Annotated in this window: 17 protein-coding genes and 1 pseudogene; 11 read left to right on the top strand and 7 right to left on the bottom strand. The window is 62.7% G+C overall.

All coding sequences use genetic code 11. The annotated features are described in order from the left end of the window. Positions 1-1,709 precede the first annotated feature (1,709 nt). The 4 genes from ACFY3D_RS20670 to cas7u are packed head-to-tail and all read right to left on the bottom strand — an operon-like array spanning position 1,710 to position 8,094. Complete coding sequence (locus ACFY3D_RS20670) at positions 1,710-2,687, bottom strand: hypothetical protein (RefSeq protein WP_389981410.1); 978 nt, start codon at positions 2,685-2,687, stop codon at positions 1,710-1,712. After that, positions 2,684-5,554 carry a type I-U CRISPR-associated helicase/endonuclease Cas3 gene (gene cas3u / locus ACFY3D_RS20665; protein ID WP_389981408.1) on the bottom strand — a complete coding sequence of 957 codons (2,871 nt, stop codon included), beginning with the start codon at positions 5,552-5,554 and terminating at the stop codon, positions 2,684-2,686. Before cas3u ends, ACFY3D_RS20670 begins: the two co-directional genes overlap by 4 nt. Next, on the bottom strand, positions 5,551-6,936 hold the full coding sequence (csb2, locus tag ACFY3D_RS20660) for a type I-U CRISPR-associated protein Csb2 (protein ID WP_389981406.1): 1,386 nt from the start codon (positions 6,934-6,936) through the stop codon (positions 5,551-5,553). Before csb2 ends, cas3u begins: the two co-directional genes overlap by 4 nt. A gap of 6 nt (positions 6,937-6,942) precedes the next feature. Next, positions 6,943-8,094 carry a type I-U CRISPR-associated RAMP protein Csb1/Cas7u gene (gene cas7u / locus ACFY3D_RS20655; RefSeq protein WP_389981404.1) on the bottom strand — a complete coding sequence of 384 codons (1,152 nt, stop codon included), beginning with the start codon at positions 8,092-8,094 and terminating at the stop codon, positions 6,943-6,945. A 2,177-nt stretch (positions 8,095-10,271) separates the two neighbouring features. On the opposite strand from cas7u, the gene ACFY3D_RS20650 reads away from it, so the two are divergent. The 6 genes and pseudogenes from ACFY3D_RS20650 to ACFY3D_RS20625 all read left to right on the top strand — a co-directional run bounded on the left by ACFY3D_RS20650 (position 10,272) and on the right by ACFY3D_RS20625 (position 16,140). Continuing rightward, a complete protein-coding gene (locus tag ACFY3D_RS20650) occupies positions 10,272-10,898 on the top strand; it encodes a hypothetical protein (protein ID WP_389981402.1) in 627 nt (208 codons plus the stop codon). Positions 10,899-11,082: 184 nt separating this feature from the next. Beyond that, a complete protein-coding gene (locus ACFY3D_RS20645) occupies positions 11,083-11,403 on the top strand; it encodes a hypothetical protein (protein ID WP_389981400.1) in 321 nt (106 codons plus the stop codon). A gap of 904 nt (positions 11,404-12,307) precedes the next feature. After that, positions 12,308-13,135 (top strand): DUF4231 domain-containing protein, encoded by an 828-nt coding sequence (locus ACFY3D_RS20640; RefSeq protein ID WP_389981398.1) that lies wholly within the window; start codon positions 12,308-12,310, stop codon positions 13,133-13,135. Positions 13,136-13,169: 34 nt separating this feature from the next. Further along, a pseudogene (locus tag ACFY3D_RS20635) lies at positions 13,170-13,514 on the top strand (anti-sigma factor antagonist); the annotation flags it as partial. A gap of 215 nt (positions 13,515-13,729) precedes the next feature. After that, positions 13,730-14,356, top strand: a complete 627-nt coding sequence (locus ACFY3D_RS20630) for a hypothetical protein (RefSeq protein WP_389981396.1) — start codon at positions 13,730-13,732, stop codon at positions 14,354-14,356. Between the two features lie 137 nt (positions 14,357-14,493). Next, a complete protein-coding gene (locus ACFY3D_RS20625; protein ID WP_389981394.1) occupies positions 14,494-16,140 on the top strand; it encodes a zinc-ribbon domain-containing protein in 1,647 nt (548 codons plus the stop codon). Between the two features lie 150 nt (positions 16,141-16,290). Here the strand turns inward: ACFY3D_RS20625 and ACFY3D_RS20620 are convergent, their stop codons facing one another. Beyond that, positions 16,291-16,512, bottom strand: coding sequence for a hypothetical protein (locus ACFY3D_RS20620; RefSeq protein WP_389981392.1), 222 nt, complete (start codon positions 16,510-16,512; stop codon positions 16,291-16,293). Positions 16,513-16,786: 274 nt separating this feature from the next. On the opposite strand from ACFY3D_RS20620, the gene ACFY3D_RS20615 reads away from it, so the two are divergent. Then, the gene (locus tag ACFY3D_RS20615) at positions 16,787-17,347 is read left to right on the top strand and encodes an NUDIX hydrolase (RefSeq protein ID WP_362515015.1); all 561 of its coding nucleotides are present in this window, start codon (positions 16,787-16,789) and stop codon (positions 17,345-17,347) included. Here ACFY3D_RS20615 and ACFY3D_RS20610 read toward each other — a convergent pair. Next, on the bottom strand, positions 17,328-18,371 hold the full coding sequence (locus ACFY3D_RS20610; protein ID WP_389981390.1) for an XRE family transcriptional regulator: 1,044 nt from the start codon (positions 18,369-18,371) through the stop codon (positions 17,328-17,330). The genes ACFY3D_RS20615 and ACFY3D_RS20610 overlap by 20 nt on opposite strands. Positions 18,372-18,665: 294 nt before the next feature. On the opposite strand from ACFY3D_RS20610, the gene ACFY3D_RS20605 reads away from it, so the two are divergent. Next, positions 18,666-19,073 carry a hypothetical protein gene (locus ACFY3D_RS20605; RefSeq protein WP_389981388.1) on the top strand — a complete coding sequence of 136 codons (408 nt, stop codon included), beginning with the start codon at positions 18,666-18,668 and terminating at the stop codon, positions 19,071-19,073. 389 nt (positions 19,074-19,462) lie between these two features. Then, positions 19,463-20,179 (top strand): GntR family transcriptional regulator, encoded by a 717-nt coding sequence (locus tag ACFY3D_RS20600; protein WP_389981386.1) that lies wholly within the window; start codon positions 19,463-19,465, stop codon positions 20,177-20,179. Here ACFY3D_RS20600 and ACFY3D_RS20595 read toward each other — a convergent pair whose 3' ends face one another. Continuing rightward, positions 20,180-20,692: a DUF4265 domain-containing protein gene (locus ACFY3D_RS20595; RefSeq protein ID WP_389981384.1), complete on the bottom strand. Its 513-nt coding sequence runs from the start codon at positions 20,690-20,692 to the stop codon at positions 20,180-20,182. A 188-nt stretch (positions 20,693-20,880) separates the two neighbouring features. On the opposite strand from ACFY3D_RS20595, the gene ACFY3D_RS20590 reads away from it, so the two are divergent. Both ACFY3D_RS20590 and ACFY3D_RS20585 read left to right on the top strand, forming a co-directional pair. Beyond that, a complete protein-coding gene (locus ACFY3D_RS20590) occupies positions 20,881-21,330 on the top strand; it encodes a plasmid replication, integration and excision activator (RefSeq protein ID WP_389981382.1) in 450 nt (149 codons plus the stop codon). Beyond that, positions 21,327-21,653, top strand: a complete 327-nt coding sequence (locus ACFY3D_RS20585; RefSeq protein WP_389981380.1) for a hypothetical protein — start codon at positions 21,327-21,329, stop codon at positions 21,651-21,653. The genes ACFY3D_RS20590 and ACFY3D_RS20585 overlap by 4 nt, the downstream gene beginning before the upstream one ends. Positions 21,654-21,739: the final 86 nt, after the last annotated feature.

Below are 21,739 nucleotides of genomic sequence, written 5' to 3'. Positions count from 1 at the left end.
GGGGATGAAACCGGGATGCAGTCGCTTAAACCACAGCGGCTCGCCGAGGACCTGTTCGGTCCCGCAATGAGACCCAGCGATGAGACCAGGGTGGAGTCGAGCCGGCCATCGAGGCACCGTGAAAGGCGTCGAGACCGCCGCAATGAGGCTCGAAGGTAAAGCCGCAGTGGAGGGAACCTAGGAGAGCCTCTGCAGTTCTCCTCAGCACCAACCCGCAATGAGGCCCGGAGATGAAACCGGGGTGCAACCTCCGCAAGAGGCCTGACCGCGGTTGAGTAGGAAGTAGTGGCCGCAATGAGGCCCGGGGATGAAGCCGAGATGCAGCCACGTGGGCCAAGATTCAGGACATGGAGAAAAAGCCGGTGCCGCAATGGGGCCTGAGGGAAAACCGGGATGCAGCCCAGCGGTGTAGCCCGTGCCCGAGACTTCGTTCGCGTTGCCGTAATGAGGCCCGGGGATGAAGCCGGGGTGCAGCCTGGTTCGTATCACTTGTAGAGCCCCGTGACCGGGTCGCCACAATGAGGCCCGGCGATGAAAACCGGGATGCAGCCTGGGTTGACGACACTCGCACCGACGCGCCAGTAGGCGCCGCAATGAGGCCCGGCTATGAAGCCGGGATACAGCGCGTGGATCGAGCGGACGATCCGCGTGCATGGCCCGCCGCAATGAGGCCCGGGGGTGAGACCGGGATGCAGCCCGTGACGTGTAAGCTGTGCTACTGCACATGGGCCACGCCGCAATGAGGCTCGGCAACGAGACCGGGATGCAGCGGCCGCTGTAGAGCTGCACCTGGGGCCACACAAACTGGCCGCAATGAGGCCCGGGGTGAAACCGGGGTGCAGGGATCTGGCTGGTGTTCGCCAGGGTCGTGCATGTAATCGCGCCGTGATGAGGCCCGGAGCTGACGCCGGGGTACAGGTCGCGTTGCCCAGCATGGCCGTCGCTGAGACCGCCGAGCCACAATGAGGCCTGGAAATGAAGCCGGGTGCAGGCTTGGTGTCGGGGATGAGCATCTTCTTCTCGCTCTTGCCGCAATGAGGCCCGGAGCTGAAACCGGGATGCAGGCAGTGACGATGACCGCGCACTGCGGCTCGCCCGGCAAGCCGCAATGAGGCCCGAGGATGAAACCAGGACGCAGCTAACGGCAGCGTGTATGGGTACTACGACGTCCCGCCACCGCAATGAGGCCCGGCGGTGAAACCGGGACGCAGCCAGAGTCAGTGGTTCGGCGCGTCGGGGTTAGTCGTCCCACCGCAATGAAGCCCGGGATGAAGCCGGGATGCAGGACGCGGCGGCGAGCTGGCCGGGCTTCATCGACTTCATGCTGCAATGAGGCCCGGGGATGAAGCCGGGATGCAGGTGTCTTGTGGAAGGACAACGACATCCGATGGGTAAACCAGCTGCAATGAGGCCCGGGGATGCAGGTGGGGTCCTTCTTCTCCGCAGCTGCCAGAGCCTTCGTGCTGCAATGAGGCCCGGGGATGAAGCCGGGATGCAGGGGTTCGTGAACTGGGGCGATAACCAAAAGCGTCCGGGAGAGCACGCCAGAGCTGTCTGGTTTGTGCACAAAACGGCTTGGTTGAGCTTGGGAACTTCCCCGGGAAAGCGTGCGTACTTGAGGCTCCGAACTCGAATCGTTGGACTCACAGGGGCGCCGTATTGCTTGTGATGTTGTCAAGATGCGATGGGGTTGAGGGCCGGGCGAGAGATCAGTCTGGCCTATGGGCGATGTGGACAGGAGCAAGAACGCCGGCGCTTTTGCCGCCTTCGATGGGTTGGCGTTCCGCTCCGTAGACGTCGAAGACGCCTAAGGGGAGAAGGCCCTCGCGCTCGACAGCGGTAGGCCGCCCCTGCCGCGTAGGCGAAGGCCGCAGGCACGGGTGGTCCAGTAGTACTTGGACGGCGTGGATGTCGAGAGCGGGTTTCCACACAGGCCAGATCATCACTGTGCGTCGGTTGTGGCGATGCCATAGCGTGGCGGAGACGTTGTGGCCGTCCCCTGTGACGCGGAGCAAGGGTAGTGCCTGGGTGGCCAGCCAGGTGGCACCGGGGACTCCGGCGGGGATGGATTTTCCTGACGGGTGGTCGGCGGCGCTGCGCAGAACGCGGTGGTCGAGGTACTCGCCGGTGAAGCCGTCTACTCGGCGCCAGCCGGTCAGGGCTTCGGTGAGCCGGGACGGTTCTGCCCGCACCACTTCCAGGGACTTGCGGAAGAAAGTCCAGACGGTCTGCTTGCCGGCTGGAGCCATGTATGGCGTGAGTACAGCCCGTCCGGCGCGATCCACCGCCAGGTCCGTCACCAGGAACGACAGCCACGTGACGGCCTCGCTCCCCAGGGCCTCTACCCGGTCGTAGAGGTGTTCGCCATACGCTGGACGAAGCACCCGCATGGGGTCGCTCTCGTCGGTCTTCTCCGCGTCACGTGCTCGGCTGGGTGGGGCCGGGCGGAGCGGAAACTTCGGCCCCAGTGCGGGGAGCGCTGCGTCTTCGTCGGTGGCTTCGACGATGTCTCGCAGCGCGCCTGCGATGTTGTCGGTGTTTTGGAAAGCGCTGTGGATCTGGGCGCAGCCGGTGGTGTCGGAGAAGCTAAGCCTGACCTCGTCTCCCAAGACCCGCAGCACGCCCAGGGCTGCGAGGAACCCCAGGGGGTCGCGGCCGTCCAGGGCGGACAGTTCGACGGTGTTCATGCTGTGCCCTCCTCTTCGCGCTCGGAGCACCAGATGTCGGCCAGTCGCACGATGGACTCCAACAGGGCCAACCCCCAGCGTCCGTAGCGCTGGTTGAGGGCGGCGAATCTACGGGGAGCGTCCCAGTCGAGGGTTTCGCCGGTGTCGAGAGTCGCCGACGACCCGTCGATATGAACGGTTTCTGGAGCCGGATCGGTGACGGGTGGCAGCAGGGGGCGGCTGCGGCCATGGTGAGCTGCAACTAGGTGAATCACAAGGTCGGGATCGACATCGTGGGATCCAGTCTTCAAGTGGAGGCGGGCGATGCGGGCCGACAAAGCCTCGTGCCGCATCCCGTCGGGGTAGCCCGAGATGAGTTTGGCTCGCCGGTAGGCGGCACGATCGGCGGGGTTGAGCCCGGACTTGGCCAGCAGTTGCCGTTGGGTTCCGCGGCGTAGAACGCGAGGGGGGCGGCCGTGCAACATCGCTTGGAAGCGGGGGTCGCGTTTGCCTTCGTCATGCCAGAGCGCCGCGACTCGCACACTGTTGACCAGTACCGGTCCCAGGCCGAGATTGACAGCGAACTCCTCGGCCCGCTTGGCGACGGCGCGCTCGTGAACGAGCAGGGGCATCTTTTTACCGGAACCGGCCACGGACGATCCCCAGGCGTCGGTGTCCCCAACCCACGCCCCGCCCTTGATAGTCAGCAGCGCCACGTACGGCGCCTTGTCGACGAAGGTGACCGTGCAACGAGTCAGAGCACGCAGGTTACGAGCCAACGGCAGCGGACTCTTCAGGTCTTCTACCGGTAGCAGGTCGATGATCCGCTGGAGTTCCTTGCGGTAGACGCTGACGGCGGGTGGAGTGTCGTCGGCCAGGTCGGCGCGGGTGCGGTCGATCAGATCCCGCAGCGCTTGCCCGATAGCGGGAGATTCACGGTCGGCGGCCTCAACGATTACCGGGCCGAGCCGTGTAACAGGGCGGCCACCGCGGTAGGCGAGGTCGGCCACATCAAGAACAGGGGATATGGAGGCGGGGTTCCAGCCGTACTCATCACAGCCGCCCTGTTCACAAGGCACCACGATCAGATCACCTGGCCTGATCTCGGCCGGAGTGATCAGTGTGGCATCGTCCTTGCCCCGGTAGCGCACCACCTGGTCCAGTTGCCAAGACCGGCTCGGTGGTAGCTCCTCGTCCTGAGGAGTACCTTCCACATCGCTCACCGGTTCGGTGTTGTCCTCTTTGGCCAGCCAGCGCCGTACCGCGTGTAGGGAGATCTCGACGGCCTCTTCGGTGGACGGCGGCAGCTGCGCGACCGCTGATGGCCACGCCTGCGGATCCCCATGGGCCAGTCCTGATCGCCAGACCACCGCGACGTCGGGACTTCCCCGATCGATCCCATGGAGATACGGGGCGATCGGCGGATCAGGGTGGGGAATGGGAGAGGTTCGTACCCAGGCGTCCAGCACGTGGTCGAACAGTACGGGCATGTACGGTAGCGGCTCGCGCATCCCCTGCCGCACGACCGACTCCACAGGCTCCAGAAGCGCGCGAAGGGCCAGCGGCGAGACATCGAGTCCGTCGCCCAACTGGTCCGATGTAAGCGGTGCGGTCAGTGTGCTGAGCCACTGCCAGGTGGCCTGGCGGGCCGGGCCGTACACCGGATCGTCCACCCCGACGCTCGCGTCATGGACCACTACCGCATCGGCCCGAGTGAGCTTGCCGAGCCGGTTGACCCTTCCCAGCCGTTGGATCAGTGCCGCCAACGAAGCCGACTCGGTGACCAGATGATCAGCGTCGATGTTGGCGCCGACCTCGACGGTCTGGGTAGCGCACACGATCAACGGCCTGCCCGCGGCGCGAGTGCGGCCCACCTTCATCCGGGGGTAGCAGCGCTTGAGCAGGTACTCGCGGTCGATCGGCCGACTGCGGCCGATCAGCAGTTCCACATCGGCGTCACCGCCCTGGAGGAGGGTGTGCACAGCACGCGCTCGGCCGACCGTGTTGCAGATGACGGCGATGACACGCCCTGACTGGGCGTCGCCGGCCAGAGTTTTCGCCCAGGTGGCCATCGTCGTGGCCATCACGGCGCCAGCGTTCTTCTTGGTCACCTCCGGTTGCAGAAGGTGCAGGCGGCGGGAAGCGGCCAGTCGTTCGCGGGCGATCTCGTTCTGCTCGTCGGTGTCGGCCCGGTGCACCTGCTGTCCCTGGTGGGCGGGCGTGGTCGCCGACATGGTGATGAGTGTCGGCTGCGGCCCCACCGCGACCTGCGGGCGGTCCGCGGTAAAAGCGGATCGGATGGTTTTGATCAGCGGCTCGGCCAGGTGCGCCTCGTCTATCACGATCAGGCTGTCGGTGCCGGTCAGGGCGGCGTCGATGGGACGCAGATGCTGGCCGACCTGGTAGCCGCGAAACAGCAGGCGGCTGCCGATCTGGTCGACGGTGCCGACCACCACCGCATACCGGTCGGGGCGCTCCAGCCACCGCCATGACCACGTGACGCCACCGCGCATCCTGGTGACCTGCAGCGCCGGCCCGTCGTCGTCTTTTGGGCGCAGGGCTTGGGCGACGGAGGCGCTGATCGGCCCCTTGGGCCCGGCGAGCGATGCGGCCAGGGCGGTGGCGTGCTCGTAAGCCTCGTCGACGACCAGACGGCGATCCACCACGAAGAACAACCGGCGGCGCGCGCACTCGATGCCTGCCGCGGCCACGAAGACCGCAATGTCGATCATCGTGGTTTTGCCCAGGCCGGTCGGAACGTCCAGCACATCCGGCCACCGCCCGTCCGTCAGCACGCGCTCGACCAGGCGCTGCTGCCACGGAAACGGCTTTCGGCCGTGGGCCTCGACAAGGAACGCGGAGAAGTCCGCGGCGGTCAACGCGCTCATCGGCTGCTCCTGTCCGGGACGAACAACCCCAGCCCGAGATAGCGCATCGACCCCGCCAGCACGGGGCCGACGACCGGCTGGGCGAATGTCACTCGCGCATGCACCATCGGCCGGACCGGCCTTCCTTCGGGGATCGTGCCCTTGCGCGGCCGGTGCACGGCCCCTTGCGTCAACCCTGCGGGAGAGATCTCGACCTCCTCCGGTTCGGGGTATCCAGCGGTGGCCAGGCTCCGAAACACCAGGGAACGGGCGTCGTGCTTGCGGGAGGGGTAGCGGTCGAGCATCAGCGGCGCGGCGGTCACCCAGCTGCGGCTGCCTCGGGGGGCTGCCATCCACCACTCGGGGGTCAGCCGCAGCGGAGCCGTCAGATACGGATCATGATCTATGGCGATCGTCTGGTCGCGGCGGATCGTCAACCGGCGGATCGGGTCATCGATGGTTCGTTCCAGAAGCCGATCGAGGCTGCTCGCCTCCATCGTCCGCGGCACGGCAAGCGCCACGCCGAGCACGTGACCGTCAGCGTTGTCGTGACCGACATTGAGCAGGGCCAGGTAGCCCAGGTGCGCCCGGTCATCGGCCCCGTGCCCTGACACCTCGACCGGGACATCGCTGCCAATGCGCTGGATCACCGCCTGACGAAGCCTGGCGGTCAATGTCAAAAGCGCGTCTCCGGCCGGCTGAACGACACGCGGTGCGAAGCGGAAGACCACCAGGTCAGAGAAAGGCCCCTCCGCCGCCGCAGGCTCCGCCTTTCGCCCGGCAACGGTGTAGGGGACGCTGCGGGCCACGGCCCACGCGCGCTGACCGTCGGCATAGGCGTGCTGGAGCTGGTCGGTATAACCGGGGTAGGGGATGCGCAGTTCGGCGAGTGCGTGCTCCCCGATCCGCGAAGGGACATAGCGCGCCCATTGCGGCCCCGGCACGTCGACCTCGGCCGCCACGCTGAGCATCGCCGTCGAAGTCGCGCGACCCACGTACGGCACGCGCCGGGCAAGCCTGCGCAGCCGCATCAACGTCTCTTCGTCGGGAACGGCGTGCGCCCATACGACCGTGAACGTCGGAACCTGGGGAATCGCCGAGACCCGCGATCGTGACCCGTTGGTGCGTCCCGGCCACGACTGGCTTCCGCCCTTGCTCTCGATCGTGTTCGTCACCACGTAGCCTTCGACGGCTTCCTGGTCGGCGGCTTCGCATGCCCACACCTCCGGGAGGCCCGCCGCCTCCAGCCAGCGCAGCACAGCCCAGTCGTTGTCATCAGCGGCAGAAGCCACCAGGGCACAAAACAGCCGCGCCGGGTGCGGCGGCCATTCCGCCTGTGAGGGCCGCATTTCAGCCGCCTCGTAGCGGCCCGCCCGTAGGCAGACCGTGATTGCCACCGGCATCAGGGGTTACTCCTCCGCCGCGGACTTGGTCGTGGAGAACTCGATGGCTTTGGCCAGCGACGGCATCGGCTCTAGCCGAATAGCATCCGTAGCCATCGTTACGCCGGCTGCTGCCGCACGGTCCCGTAGCTCGTGGAAGACCTCGATGGCCTCACCCGCGGACAGGCTGAACTCCTCCCGAGCACCGCCGTCCTGCTCGAACGCCAGCACCTCGGCCGACCGGACGAGATCGCATCCTGAGCGCAGCCACACCGACGGACGGCCGAACGCCAGACGATCTCCGGCCAGCGCCAACGCGACCAGCGCGGCCTTCGCCAGCTGCGCAGCTTCCGCAGGCGCATCGCCGAATCGCAGTCGCTCGATGGCCGCCAGCGAGATCCAGCCAGAGCGCCGGGCCTCCACGATCGAAACGCCGCCGTGGGCGTCTCCCGGCGCGATATTGCCGTGCCCGATCTCGCTCAGCCGCTGGCCCTGCTTCTTGTCTTTCTTCTCACCGACCAGCACGTACTGCCAGTCGGTCTCCGATTTGGCCTTGTCGTCGATCGCTCCGGTGAGGTTGAGCGGGTCCACTCGGGTCGCCTTACGCTGGCCCTCCTGCGGGTCCAGGCCCACGATCGACGAGGAGTAGATCCGGGCGAACTTCGGCCATCGCCCTTTGCGATGTGAGTCCCATGCGCCGAACAACAGCGAGCCAGGGTCACGCTCATACAGGGGGCGCACGTCCAATGCGCTGACCTGCCGCAGATGCTGACCGACTTCGCTGCGGTCGAAGCGCACGCCGTCCACCGTGCTGTCGCGCAGATAGGCGTCCGCGTAGCGGTGCGGGAACTCCAGCGAGGTGAGACGGAGCGGCCCTCGGCTGGTCTCGGCCATCAGCTCGAACAGCGGAAGCTGAATCCGGCCGGCGTCACGGGCCACAAGTAACGCCTCCTCGACCCGGTTGGCCTGCGAAGGCACCTGATCCAGGACAACGACCTTCTTCGCCTCACCACCTACCCACCGCGTCTCCATCAGGTACGGTCCGTCACTTCCAGGAAACGATGGAGGCATGACCTTGTCCCCGACCGCCGAGTGGTAGACCGTTTCTACGCCAATCCCCGCATCTCGCCGATCCTCGCTAACGGCATCTACCAGCCGCTTGACGATGTGCTCAACCATGTCTCGACCTCCGCTGGCTTCATGAGCAGACCCCTGGTGCGCACACCAGACATGGCCTGATCTGTTGGCTCGCTCGTGCTCGATCCGTATGACTGAGCCGAGCGGAGGCTGACTTTACATACAGGCACCGACATTTCACGGTGAGTTGATAGAAGTGGTTGTTGCTTAGCGAAGCCGTTATCAACTTCCGCCCCAAGGGTGCAGCGGGTCGCGATCGCTGTAGAGGTCGAGATAGAACAGTTTCCGCAATGAGGCCCAGCGATGAAGCCGGGGGGAGCGCGGACCGATGCCGCGCAGGTGGGCGGAGATGGTGTCGCCGCAATGAGGCCTGACGACGAAGCCGGGGGGCACAGACGCGATTGAGCGCGGCAAGTATGGTCCGGGTGAGCCGCAATGAAGCCCGGCAATGAAACCAGGTGGAGTGTTCGACGCCGACGAGATGGCTCGCGCCGCCCGTGCGCCGCTATAAGGCTCGGTGATGAAGCCAGGTTGAAGGGATCGAGTTGCCGACCAGCAGGTTATAGAGCCACTCGCCGCAATGAGACCCAGCGGTGAAGCCAGGTTGGAGCCACCGCTTCCCAGTCGTCGGTCTTGCCCGGTCACAATCGCAATGAGGCCCGGCGGTGAAGCCAGGTCGGAGCCTGCCACAGCACCGGCGACAGGACGGAGGCAGCGCCGCCGCAATGAGGCCCGGCGGTGAAGCCAGGTTGGAGCACTGGATGTGCTTGGGCGCGTCCTGACGGAGCTTCAGGCCGCAATGAGGCCCGGTGGTGAAGCCAGGTTGGAGTCGGCCAGTAACTTCAGCAGGGTATCCAGTCGCAGCTGCCGCAATGAGGCCCGACAATGAAGCCAGGTGAAGGTACCTGCCAGCTGCCCATAGAGTGGGATCAGAAGCAGCCGCAATAAGGCCCAGCGATGAAGCCAGGTTGACGCCAGGGCGCCGTTGTAGAGTTGAACCTGCGGATCAACACCGCAATGAGGCCCGGCAATGAAGCCAGGGTGGAGGGCGCCGGTTGATCTTGATTAGGCGGAGGTTGCGGTAGCCGCAATGAGGCCCGCCGATGAAGCCGGATGGAAGGGCGACCACTGCGGCATGCGTCGCCTCGCACTCCTCGATGCCGCAATGAAGCCGGGTGGAGGGGGTCTACCGGGACGTTCCGCCCGTGATCGTGCGGGTCCGGCCGCAATGAGGCCCGGCAATGAAACCGGAATGGAGCTCGCGGTGAAGCGTGGTCTCTTGCTCAGCGGATCTTGCCACGATGAAAGCGGAATAGAACATCGACGCCGAGCTGGTCGCATTGGTGGCGGAGTGGCCACAGTGAGGCCCGGCGATGAAGCAAGGATAAAACACTCGCGAGCTGGGCTGATAACGGAGAGTGCCCGAGAGAGCGCATCTAAGCTGTCCGATTTATCCATGAAGCGGCTTGGTTGGGATTCGGAACCTCCCCGGGAAAGCGTGCGCGCTTGAGGTTCCGAACCCGAGTCGTTGAGGCTAATGGAGAAGCGGTACCGCCTATGGTGTTGTCAAGAAGCGATGGAGCTGAGAGGACAGGCGAGAGATCAGTCTGACCTATGGGCGATGCGGGCAGAAACAAGGATGCCGACGCTCTTGCCGCCTTCGATGGACCGCCTCACCGCTGTCCGTCTTTAAAGTTGTCGGTAAGCCGGAGGCAACCAGCGATTCTGCTGCCTACTGCGCCTCGCGCGAACTGACCTTGATGTGAGCAAACTCCGCCTGGAAAGTCCGTCCTCAATCTCACAGCAGTCCAGTTGGGCCAGATGACGCGCAGCCTCCGTGCCCAGTGCTGAACCTTCCTTACCGATCATCATCCAAACTTAGTGCTTACGTCTTGTAGCGCTCCCTCAGACCACGAGCATCGTCTCAGTGCAACCCTGGCCTTCGCCCAACCATCACAGTCCTCAAACCCCGAACCTACGGATTAAAAGATCGGCCTCGCGCTGTTCTAGACAGTTCAATGCAGGTCAGCGGACATGTGCGGTCCATCCTGAACGGCTCTGAACGCCCTTGTATTGCAACCCGAAGTGCAACCCGGCATCTGATAGGCCAGAGTCGAGGAGTGAGGCTCCGGATCGACGGCGTCAGGAGCTATCGAATATCCATCGACGATGGGTGAAATCTCGCTTGCCGGGATTCGGGGGGCAGGAGACACTGCAGCATGCGTCCCTACGAGCAGGCTAATGAGCTCGACCAGGCCGTCGAGGAGTTGAGTGCCCGCATCTACACGGCGTTGCGTGATGGTGGTCTCGACGCCGAACCCCTCGTCGAGCTGGCCTGCCTAGTAGAGGAGTGGGATGTGTCCACCGCTGTCACGCGGGAACTCCTCGAACGTCCCACCATCGAGCTGACGGAAGCCGACCTGGCCCGGCTGGGCGAGGCCCTTCTCGATGGCGTCGGCTTCGGGCCGACCTTCGCTCTGGAACCGGGTCTGCTAGTGCCGCTAGAGGAGGCGCTGGAGGTCGTGGAGCGGGACGTCCGTGCGGCGGGGATTACCGGGACGCTTCAGATAGTCCTGCCCGACTGGGACGACATGGGTATGGCATGGGTTGAGTTCCAGGGCATCTGCCATGGCAACGGCCTCGGGCCTGGAAGCGGGGTCGGGTGTGTGGCCGACGCCACCCAGGACGTGGTCGTGGAGGCGACGTGGAAGATGTGGCCCGTCTGCCCCGTGCACGACCGGGGCTTACGCGCCGAGTCGGAGAACGAGATCGCCGTGTGGCGCTGCACAAGTGGCGGAACGCACACCGTCGCGTCGGTGGGTGAACTGCCACCCGAACGCCGTTAACGGTCTGCTGGTCCGCCGACTTGCCCTAACCCCTAACGGATTAAAGTGGACGGCTCTTATTGGCATTCGCAACGCTCTGACCTGGTGTTTAGGATACCGTCTCCCTCTTGCCCGGGGAAGGAAATCCGTGCATGGTCCGGATCTTGATGGCGCTTCCGAAGAGAGGGCTGGGAGACTGTGTGACATGAGCAGGATCGAACGGCCGCTCGTACGTGAGTTGTTCCCCGATCTCGTCACGGATCTCATCGCGTGCCTGGGAGAAGAAGGGGAGGAGGACCTCGCCGTCTCCGCCCAGGATATTCGGCTCTACGAGGAGTGCGGATGTGATGATGACTTCTGTCGGAGCTTCTATACGGCCGAGCGGCCGGACGGAGCGTACGGTCTCGGGCACAGATGCGTGCCGCTGCTTCCGCCGAGAGGTGATCTGATCCTTGACGTCGTTGAGGGACGGATCATGTACGTGGAGGTCCTGCACTATCCGAAGCTGCCACGTCCGGTGAGTTGAAGCTATCAGCTTGGGAAGTCTCTAACGCACCTGGCCGCTGAGCTGGGGAGACGCTGACCTGCGGGTGAGTGCTTCGGTTTCCCGTGATTCCCCGTGAGTTCCCCTTGCTCCCTCTGCTGACGGGCACGCAACGGGCACGGCCTGAGAACCTCGTGCGGACGCACCCACCCCGCCCGTTGGATCTTCCCGTCTGCCTCGTCCCACCCCGGAGGGGCAACAGCTCGGGGACGGAGGATCAAGGTCGTCTTCGCGTGTACGCCGGCCGGTAGACGTTCCTCGGCCATGGGATGCCAACGGTCACAGACGGCCTTGATCCGGAGGAGTCGAGACGTTGGGCTTGCCTGGGACGTGGCAGGCGGGAAGATCCGGCTTCCACCTCAACCATCTACGGCCTTCATGGTGCGACGTCGATCATCCCGGAGCCGAAGTGCCCCCGCCGGAGGCCTAGCGGTTTTCAAGAGGGCTACGTTCCCAGCGGGGACAGGGCATCTCACCAGGGCAGGAGCACCTTTTCTCGTCTCGACCACCGAAGATCATCCCATGCATATCCCGCGCCACTGATTCGATTACTTCGCGAGGTATCAGCCGATAAGCAGCACCTGTCTAGGTCCTTCTCGCGTAAAATCCCAACACGAATGTTGTTGAAGTCTGGCTGATGGAGTTAGAGAACAAACCGTATCAACAATTTCGGTCTTTCCGATTCCGCTATTCCTTCTGGAGCCTGGTGAGGCAACCCGGAGATCCACAGGCTGTATGCCGTCAGCCCTAGCAACTGAAGGGCGATGTTGCGACAAGGTCCTTCATGTACCTTGTCAAACAAGTTGGTTGTACGCGCGTTAGGTTAAAAATTTAGTGCAACACAAAGCACAACGAGCCACCAGTGAGTTACTGACATGGAGAAGCTTTGTCCGAAATACAGCAAGTTGGCACAGGCCCCCAAGAGAGGCTACTCGCCCACAACGCAACAATCCTGGAACTACAAGAAGCAGTAAGGGTTCGAAAGATTCAAACAAAAGCCCTACTTGCTTCGGGGTTATTTGCAACACTTTCATCTCTTGCAATATTTACTGTGACCGTTGCCGCATGGGGGAAGTATGACATGGGCCCTATTAACCGTGTCGCCATTCCCTTAACACTATTATCTGGAGTGCTTTTTGCTCGCTTATTGTATGTTGAGAGCGAAAGGGATAGCCAAGCAAGTAAGACTGTTCGTAGACTCCAATTGGACCTAGAGTTGGCCGAGGAGCGACGCCGTCTCTATGCAGCCCATCTCGGGCTACCGGTCTACCAGCGCCAGTATGCCTATAAAGAGGACATTCCTCGCGAGCTTGGGCAGCTACGATCAGAGGCTAAATATTATCGGAGGATTCACAACGCATTTCAAGCAACCATCATAATTGGCTCCTTAGGAACTACTACCGCCGCGAGCCTTGCGGAAACATCTCCCCCCTTAAAGTGGATAACTGTAGGACTAAGTCTTGCCGTCGGCATATCTGCCGGATTCACCGGATACTTTAAGTACCGAGAGCGAAGCTTCTATCTACAACAAACAGCAGATTCCATTGAGCAACACACTTCTTCTTTTGAGCTGGGAATTCCACCATATGATGATGCCGACGAGAGCCGGAATCTATATAAACTAGCCAAGGAGATAGAACTTCTAAGAGTTGAGCAGCGTAAGCGGCAACAGCAGCTTGACCAACCCCATGAAGGCAAGGAAGGGACTGTTTAAATTTGTATATCGTTAAACAAGCTTCGAGGTTCGTCTTGTGGGTGAGCTGGATGCCTGTACGGCCCCAAGCGTCCGGGTAAAGCTGGACAGGGCGTTGCTCGCTTTCGAGGCGCTCACGTTGGTCGTGGATCTTACGCATGTGACCTTCATGGCTTCGGCGGGTGTGGGTGCCCTGGTGGAGATCCAGGAAAAGGTCTCGGAGCGTAGGGGACGCTTGATGGTGGTCCTTCCTGCTGAGGGCCGTCCTCACCGCCTCTTTGAGCTGACCGGCATGATGGGTTATCTCGATGTTCGAGAAAGCTTGGAAGGCGTGGTGCGTACGCTGCGAGAGGAAGAGCTAGCTCCGGCTCCGCGGGGCGTGGCCAGCGAAATGCTATAGGTGCACGTAGAGAGGGAATCGAACCCCTGGCCACCAGTTTGGAAGATCTCGGTACGCGACCCTGTGAGCTGCTGCGGCCCAGCCCGAACGGGACATCAGCCACCGCAAGGCGATCGTAGTGAGAAGTGGCTGTGGACCTACCTCTCAAATAGAGGGCGAAACGATACATATTCTGGCATGCTACTCGGATGACACCCTCAGTTCAGCTCACGTGGATGACATCCGCAGCATTCATCGCACTATTGGCACTTGCCTTTACGATCGGATCATTTTGGTGGCTTAATGCCCGACAAGGAAGATTGCGAGCATTTGAGCCCCACACTTTTGCAGGGGCTTTTTCAAGGAATATTTCGATTCGAATTCCCCTAGTCCTCTTCAACGACGGCGCCAAGCCGATCGTCGTACAGGACCTGCGCATGCGACTACTCGACCAGCCTGACATGCTGTTTCCTCTACCTTGGCGAAACACGCGGAACCGCTTCATGCCAGGCAAAGGAGACCTAAGGGATCTTCCATCTGTCTTTGTTGTGGAAGGCCGAAAAGCCACTGAACTTATCATTGACTTTGGAACCCCATTCAAGGAGTTCGACATTGACCTGAGAGAGCAGCGAGTAGAAATTGAGGCCAGACTAGGACACCAAGACGACTGGATGCCGCTACTCAATTTTGTGCTACATCTTGAGAATGTGACCGAACCGGACATCTACATCGCGTATAGCAATAGCGATGAGGCGATCAACCCCGGCGACCAAGCGGCGATCGATCGGCATCTTCGAGCCCTCGTTGATGATCTTTCTCCTCAAGGCTCCACAGAGGATGAGAGCGGCTCCAAGCAGTCTTAATATCCGACCGACTGTGCAGATTTCCAAGTAATCAGACTTGAGGAAACTTTCGGCTAGATTTATCCGTTTAGGATTAGAGACTCCACCAGAAGCCTAAGCCCACATGTTTTCTTTACGTAGGAGGAGTTAAGCAACTTATGGACAAGATATCAAGCAAAGCGGCATGCTTAGAGTGTGGTGGAGTTAATCAAGCCGCCAAACGTCATCCTTTATGTGTTTCCTGTCGACGCGACTTAGTGGCTGATGAATTCCTGATCAATATTGATCACCCCAGCAAAAGCTGGAGCGACATGATGCCCGGCTGTGGAGACGTATGCCAATGGCGTTGCCGGACGTGCGGGAACAAGTGGCCGTCAAAAATGTCTGCCCGGACTAGCGCCAATCAAGGTGGATGCCCTAAATGTTTTGACGAACGGAACGGCCTTCCACTTCCAGGTAAATCTATAGCGGAACTTAATCCAGAGATTTCTCGGCAGTTTCGCCGCAACCTTGAACGGCCAAATCGGGGACCAGAGCAGCTTAGAGCTAAGAGTAAATACCTCTGCGAATGGGAATGCGGAAACGGTCATTTCTGGGAAGCCATAGTCTCTGATCGAACGGCAGGAAACGGGTGCCCTAAGTGCACCACTAGAGGAAAATCGCGACTTGAGTACGGTGTAGCTGAATTAGTTAGATCTGCTAGCAGGATGCGGGTTGCACTTCATCACAAAGTTCAATTAACGAACGGTCGATATCGAGAAGTCGACCTCTTCCTTCCCGATATTCCTTTACTCATAGACCTCGATCCAAGCCCTGGTCACGGAACGCCCGATGCTATTCAACGGGATAAACGTAAGACGATTGCTCTCATGGAGAGTGGATACAAAATTATTCGGATCCGGCATCACGGGTTGCCGTCGCTTGGAATACCAGCAGACTGTCAAGTCGAAACGCCCTATAGCTCCAATCCTCGATCGTGGGCTACGACAATCGGCCAAGAGCTACAGCGACAAGGTTTTTCCTGGAGACATCTCAGCTCACAAGAGATAAATGCAGCACTGGAGAGATCGAACGCGGCGTGGACCGAATTGTGCGGATCTCCACCCAGCCCTTCAGCCCTTGATATTGCCCCTCACCTAGAGGAAGAGTTCATACGAAACGTAGACTCCCCCGGCCGGAATCTAGCATGGATGCCTCCCGGCAGTGAGGACGTCTGTAGATGGAAGTGTCGCTACTGCGGGTACGAGTGGGATGCAGCCGTTGATAAGAGGGTTAAGCGCGGTCAGGGCTGCCCACCTTGTGGCGCTGTTCGGCAAGCTGCTTCTGTTGTTCGTCCTGCGGCGGGGCAGTCACTTGCAGAACTTGAGCCCGACCTGGCAAGGGAACTTATAGAAGTTATAGGCCACCCAGAGAAGACCGCATGGGATATCAAACCGGGTTCGGGAATTCCATGTAGGTGGCGCTGTAGCGCCAAAGGGTGTGGCCATGAATGGTTAAAAACGCCAAACGCTAGAACCCGAAAAAATGTTAGAGAAGGTTGTCCGCCCTGTAGTGTGAAGCGGCGTGCAGCTCTTAGAAGCCGGCCAAAGCCCGGACAGTCTCTCGCAGATCTGTACCCAGCTGTCGCTAAAGAGCTTGTCGAGGTAATCGATCATCCCGAATTGACGGCTTGGGACTTAATGCCGGGTTCTGGGAAAACTTGCCTATGGGAATGCAGCGCTAAAGGTTGCGACCAAAAATGGCCAGCGACTCCCGATAGCAGAACTGGCAGGAAGACAGGATGCCCCTCCTGGCGAAATCATTGAGGCTTTTCATCCTGGTGCCCCGGTGCTCGGTGGGCCGGGGCTGAGGAACGAAGTCCCGGCCCGTCGATCGCCCCCAACCATGCACGGAGATCGGCCACCGCCGGGCGATCGTGAGGGCGGTACCGGACACGGTTAACCTCAGCAGTTGCCTTACTCGGGTAGATCCAGCCCATGGGCCTTGAGCGCCTTGCGAACCCGGTGGAGGCATTCTTCTGCGGAGTCAGCGTCGGCTCGAATGGTCCATCTGTTGTCTTGGGATCCGCCGCTCGCATGGAAGGTCCAGGGGCGAACCCCCTGACGCTCGGCGTCCACCCTGAGCAGGGCACTCACGTCGCGCTCCAGGAGCCATTCGAGCATCGCGGCCGCGTCCATTGGGGCAGGATACGACCTCGGTGGCGCGTCGCAAGGTCGGCGAGTGCGTTGGCTACGGCGGGCGCGCAGGTCGGTGGACGGCCCGGGTCGCCGCCGGCCGGGACCGGCGCCCACGCCGCACGCCCGGATGGCGGGCGGCAGAGGGCCGGGTACGGCGGCGCGGCGCGCCGCCGCTTGATCCATACAAGATTAATTCGGCAATGCTCCGCGGCAGCGTGACGGCTCTGCGCTCATGCCCGTGTACGTCGAGGATGTTGGCCTGTAACTTCGCTGTGTGGCTACCAACGAAGAGCGGTCGCGGTGGATCGTGCACGGGGAACGGCTCATCTATGACAACCGGTGGATCCGGTTGGGGCTCGTTGACGTGGCGATCCCGGACGGGGAGCGGTTCGAGCATCATGCGGTGCATCTGGATCGGGCGGCGATCGCCGTGGTGGTCGACGAGCAGAACCGGGTGCTGATGATGTGGCGGCACCGGTTCCTGTTCGACCGGTGGGGCTGGGAGCTTCCCGGCGGCCTGGTCGACGCCGGCGAAGACGCCATCACGACGGCTGCTCGTGAGGTGGAGGAGGAGACGGGGTATCGGCCCAAGGAGATCGAGCCTTTGATCACCTACCAGCCGATGGCGGGCATGGTCGACTCCGAACACAGCCTGTTCCTCGTACGAGGGGCCGATCTGGTCGGAAGTCCAACCGGGGAGATCGAGGCCGATCTCATCGAGTGGGTGCCGATGGCGGAGATCCCGGCGATGATCGCCCGCGGTGACATCTGGACGTCGGGGACGTTGATCGGTCTGTTTGCGGCGCGGGATCGGCTCAGCGCAACGAGCGGCTGACGGCTCGGGCGAGTTCCTCGACGCGTCGGCGTTGCCGGCTGGATCCGGTCATCGTCGCCAGGTGCTGGGCGCGTTGGATGTGGGGTTGAGCGGCGTCAGGCTCTCCGCGGGCGAGAAGGGCATGACCCAGGTCGCAGCGGACGCCGGATTCGGCGCGGTTGTAGGTGCCGTCCATTCCGGCCAGTGCTGAGCGCAGGTCCTCGACGGTTCCCGGATCGCCGAAGCGCACCAGGCAACTCCCCCGCCAGCGGGCCAGGTGGTGGGCGTTGACCGACAGGTAAGGCATGTCGGGGTCGGCGTCGCCATCAGGCAGGAGTGCGGCGGCCTGTTCCAGGGCGGTACGGCAGGTCATCTCGTCTCCGAGGATGGCGGCGCCTTCGGCTTCGGCCGCGGACATCCAGGTGCGTAGCCGGGCGGGGATGCGGTCGCGGTAGGTGGCGTGGATGTACTGGAGGAGTTCGGTGCCTTCGGCGGGGCGGCCGAGTTCCATCAGGACGTATGCCTGTTCGCCGGAGACGTAGGCGATGAGGGCGGGGTCATCGGCTTCGCGGGCGGCGGCTTTGGCGTGCTCGTAGTGGTTCCAGGCGTCGTTGAGTGCTCCAGTGTGGATGGCCTGCCATCCGGCCAGTGAGGCGGTCTCGGCCAGGACGTGGGCGAGCTGGGCGCGGATGCCGGGGCGTACGGCGTGGCGGTGGGCGTGTTCAACGTGGGAGATCTGGGCGCGCATCTTGTCGGCGATGGCGATGCCGCCGAGTCGGCGGTCCATGAGGCGCAGGTTGTTGGTGTCGGTGGTGAGGATCATGACCATGGTTGGATCGATGGCGGCGGCTGCTTCGATCCGGGCCGTCAGTTCCTCACTCTGCTCCTGGTGGTGATCGCCATAGTTCCCAGTGGGAGATGCGGTATCGAGAGGGGCAAGGCCGAAAAGCATACGAGCGTGGTCGGGCAGGCCGAGACCGGTGGCGATGCGCTCGTAGACGTCCAGTTCGGTGATGTGGGACTGGTTGTGGCTGATCCGGCTCACGCGTCCTTGGGACAGGCCGGTTGCCGCGCCGATGTCCACTTGGCTGGCGCCTGCGTACTTCGCGGTGAGTTTGAAAAGTCCTGCTACGTCGCGATTTTTGAGGATTTCTCTACTGTCTTCGCGGTCCCATACTTCGGCTGGGATCTTGATCGGCTCGAAAGCGCTCCCGTGCATTCCGCCCTCTGGCTGTCGGTTCCCGAGGTGGTGCGTCGCTACATGTCGAGACCCTATATGCCTTGATGGAATATACGCGTGGGATAGGGGTGAGAAGTTCTTCCATCGATCCTTTCCGGTATGACAACACCGGTTAAGTGCGATGAATGCGATGGGCGCGGCTGGAAGATCGTCACGCGGCGCGGACATGTCGCTACCTCGTTTCTGGGAGGTGCGGTTTCCTCTCAGGAGGACTGCCTGTACTGCGATGGCCCGGAGCCCATTGTCGAGATGTTCGAGTGGGAGGTCTTCACCTCCGAGGGCGTCGACCGGCTCGGGCCGTGCGGCACCAGCTCGGGGCAGGCGACCTCGATGGACGAGCTGCGCAAGGCGTTGCGCAGGATGGAGCCGCAGCCGGCGCTGTGGGGGCGGATCACGCGACGGGTATACGACTTCGGCATGGCGCCGGGCGACTGGTCACGCCAGGTGATCTTTCACGCCAGCGTGGACCTGGCCGGTTCGGTGCGTTTCGAGCGGCGGGAATCGTGAGCGAGGATTTCTCTCGACGGGGAGTGTCATGTCTGTCCGAGCATCTCGTTCCGGCCGCTCCGGGATGCATGCCTTTGGCCTGGCATAGGTCGCGGCGTTTCGGGCGGGTTCGGGTGGTGGCCTGGACCTGTCATGAGCATCGGGTGACGTTTTACGAATTGTGCGATGCGGGCGGGTTGTCGTTCATTCGTAAGACGGTTCAGAACAAAGGCAAGGTGACCGTGTTTCACAGTGACGCGTGGTCGCCTGCTCAGGCGCGGGTGGTGTGGATCAGAGTTCTGGCAGGGTTGGCCAGGTAGTTGTTTCCTGCTGTTGCGGGTCCTGACAGGGCTGCTCTTAGCCGGTACTGTACTTGTGCAGACAAGTGGAAGAGTGATCGGGCGGTTAAGATGAGCAAGGATTTCGCCCCTCCGAAGTACGCCCAGGTGATGGGCACGATTCAGGAGCGCATCGAGGCCGGGCAGTACGCGGCCGGTGACATGCTGCCCTCGGAGACGCAGCTCGTCCGCGAGTTCGGCGTAGGTCGCACGACGGTGGTCCGGGCGCTCCAGACCCTGGCCATGCAAGGCTGGATCGAACGTGAGCATGGCCGCGGCTCGTTCGTGAAGGGCCGTCCCGAGAGTGCCGTCGATCGCATCCGGCCGGGGCTAGCGGTGGCCGAGCAGGCCGAGAGCGGTGACATGGTCACCGACGTCGCCCGTGTTCCGGCTCCTCGCCACATCGCCCGTCTTCTCGGCGTTGAGGACAAGACCCCGGTGATCTCGCGTCGACGAGTGGCCAAACAGGGGGGCCGACTGTCTGCGGTGGAAACCCTGTGGTTCCCGCTGGAGATCGCATTGGGCACCGACGTCGACAAGCCCGAGCCGCTCGCGCGCGGGGTGCGTCATCATCTCCAGGCGGTGAAGCATCTGCGCTTCGATCACGTCACCGAGCGGCTGACCGCGCGCAACCCCACCAAGGAAGAGGCCGAGTTGCTCGGCTCTTCCAAGCCCGTCATGGGGGTGCTGGCCAGCGTGCACGACGCCGCCGGGGCTGTGCTTCTGGTGATGAGCGTGGCGCTCCCCGGTGACCTTCACGAACTCCAGGACGTCTACCCGGTTAGCTAACTAGGCGTTGCGCCAAGCATCTGTGACGCAGGAAGCCTCGAAGTGCCACCAACCGTCTTCCTCGCCACGCGTCAGCAGCGCTTTTATCCGGCCGAGTTCCGCGCGGGCCGGCACGTTGAAGGCGACCAGCGGCAGTTCCTTGCTGAAGACCTCTCCCCCCAGGCCGAACGGCGCCAACTGCTCGTGCACGGCTTCGGCGCTTGCTCCGAGTGGGCCGCTGGGAACGGGCAGGACCCGGACGGTGCAGTTTCCCGACGCTTCCACGCGCTCCGTGGCCCAGTGGAGACCGTCGGCATTGGTAAGAAACCGCACGACATCTCCCTCGGCCACCCCCTCCTGAAGGAAGGGGATGTTCTCTACACGCGCGGTGTCCTCGCTGAGCCGCGTGGCCCAGATCCCCTCGGTGCTGTAGGGAAGCCAGCCTTCTCGCGGCACGAACTGGAACCAGACTTTGATCCGGTTGTTCTCGGTGGTGTCGTGCACCGGCGAAGTCATGGAGGCCATGACCGACATGATCGCGCATCCTCCTTGAGCACCGAGCACCGTTAAGACGCCCGAGGGGCAGGCTGGCACACCTGGTCATCCCCTCTCCACCAATCCACTCATTCACTTGTGCGGACAAGTTGCCGTAGGCTACTCTCAACTCAATCGGACAAGTGGACGACCGAACATCGGCCGTCCAAGTGAAAGGACCACTCGACATGGCCATCCAAGGCCCCATCCCCGTCCACTTCGGGCAGGTCTTCCCGCACGGCTGCTTCATCGTCGGTGAGGTCGAGCAGGTCAAGGACTTCGACGCCTCATCCAAGGGCCGCACCGTCTACGCCAAGGACAAGAACACCGGAGAGCTGGTGTGGCAGGTCGCGGTCATGGACGCCGACCCGACCGTGAAGGCCGGACAGAAGACGGTCTCGGTCAAGATCCTGTCCCCCATCCAGCCCGTCGTTCCGGCTGCACTGCCGGGCCTGCCGTTCGTGCCGGTGGAGTTCGACGGCATGACCGCCACCGCCTACGTCAACCAGAACACCGGACGCCTGGCCTGGTCCATCCGGGCAACCACGATGCGTCCTCCCCGCACCGCTGCGGCTCCCGCTCGGCAGAGTGCTCCGGCGCCGGTCAAGGAGACGGCCGGTAAGGACGTGGCGGCGTGAGCGAGCACAAGCCCTACACCTACGTCACCGCGTCGATTCACGAGGGCGTCACCCGATTCGATGTCTCCTTCTGCACCTCGGAGATGTCGGCCAAGGCGTTCGGGGGCGACGGTGAGCGACCGTTCCTGGCCCTGTCCAGCACCGAGGCACACATGACGGTCACCACCACGGGCGGCGGGCCGGTCACCGAGCAGAACGTGACCCTCGCTCGGGAGATCTTCACCGCTTCCGCACGCTACCTGGCCAACTGCGAGCGCCTCCACGCAGAACAGCCGATCAACCCCACTGACCAGACCACACCGTCCGGTGAGGTCGCGGCCTGACACGTAAGCAGGGCCGCCAGAAGCGCCAACTTCCGGCGGCCCCTCGGTTCTCCCTCTCACGCGAATTCAAGGAAGGCCCCCAGCCT

This window comes from Streptosporangium sp. NPDC000509 (genome assembly GCF_042898365.1).
Classification (GTDB): domain Bacteria; phylum Actinomycetota; class Actinomycetes; order Streptosporangiales; family Streptosporangiaceae; genus Streptosporangium.
Note: the sequence above shows the minus strand (reverse complement) of the source record. Positions and strands in the feature narration are given on the sequence as shown.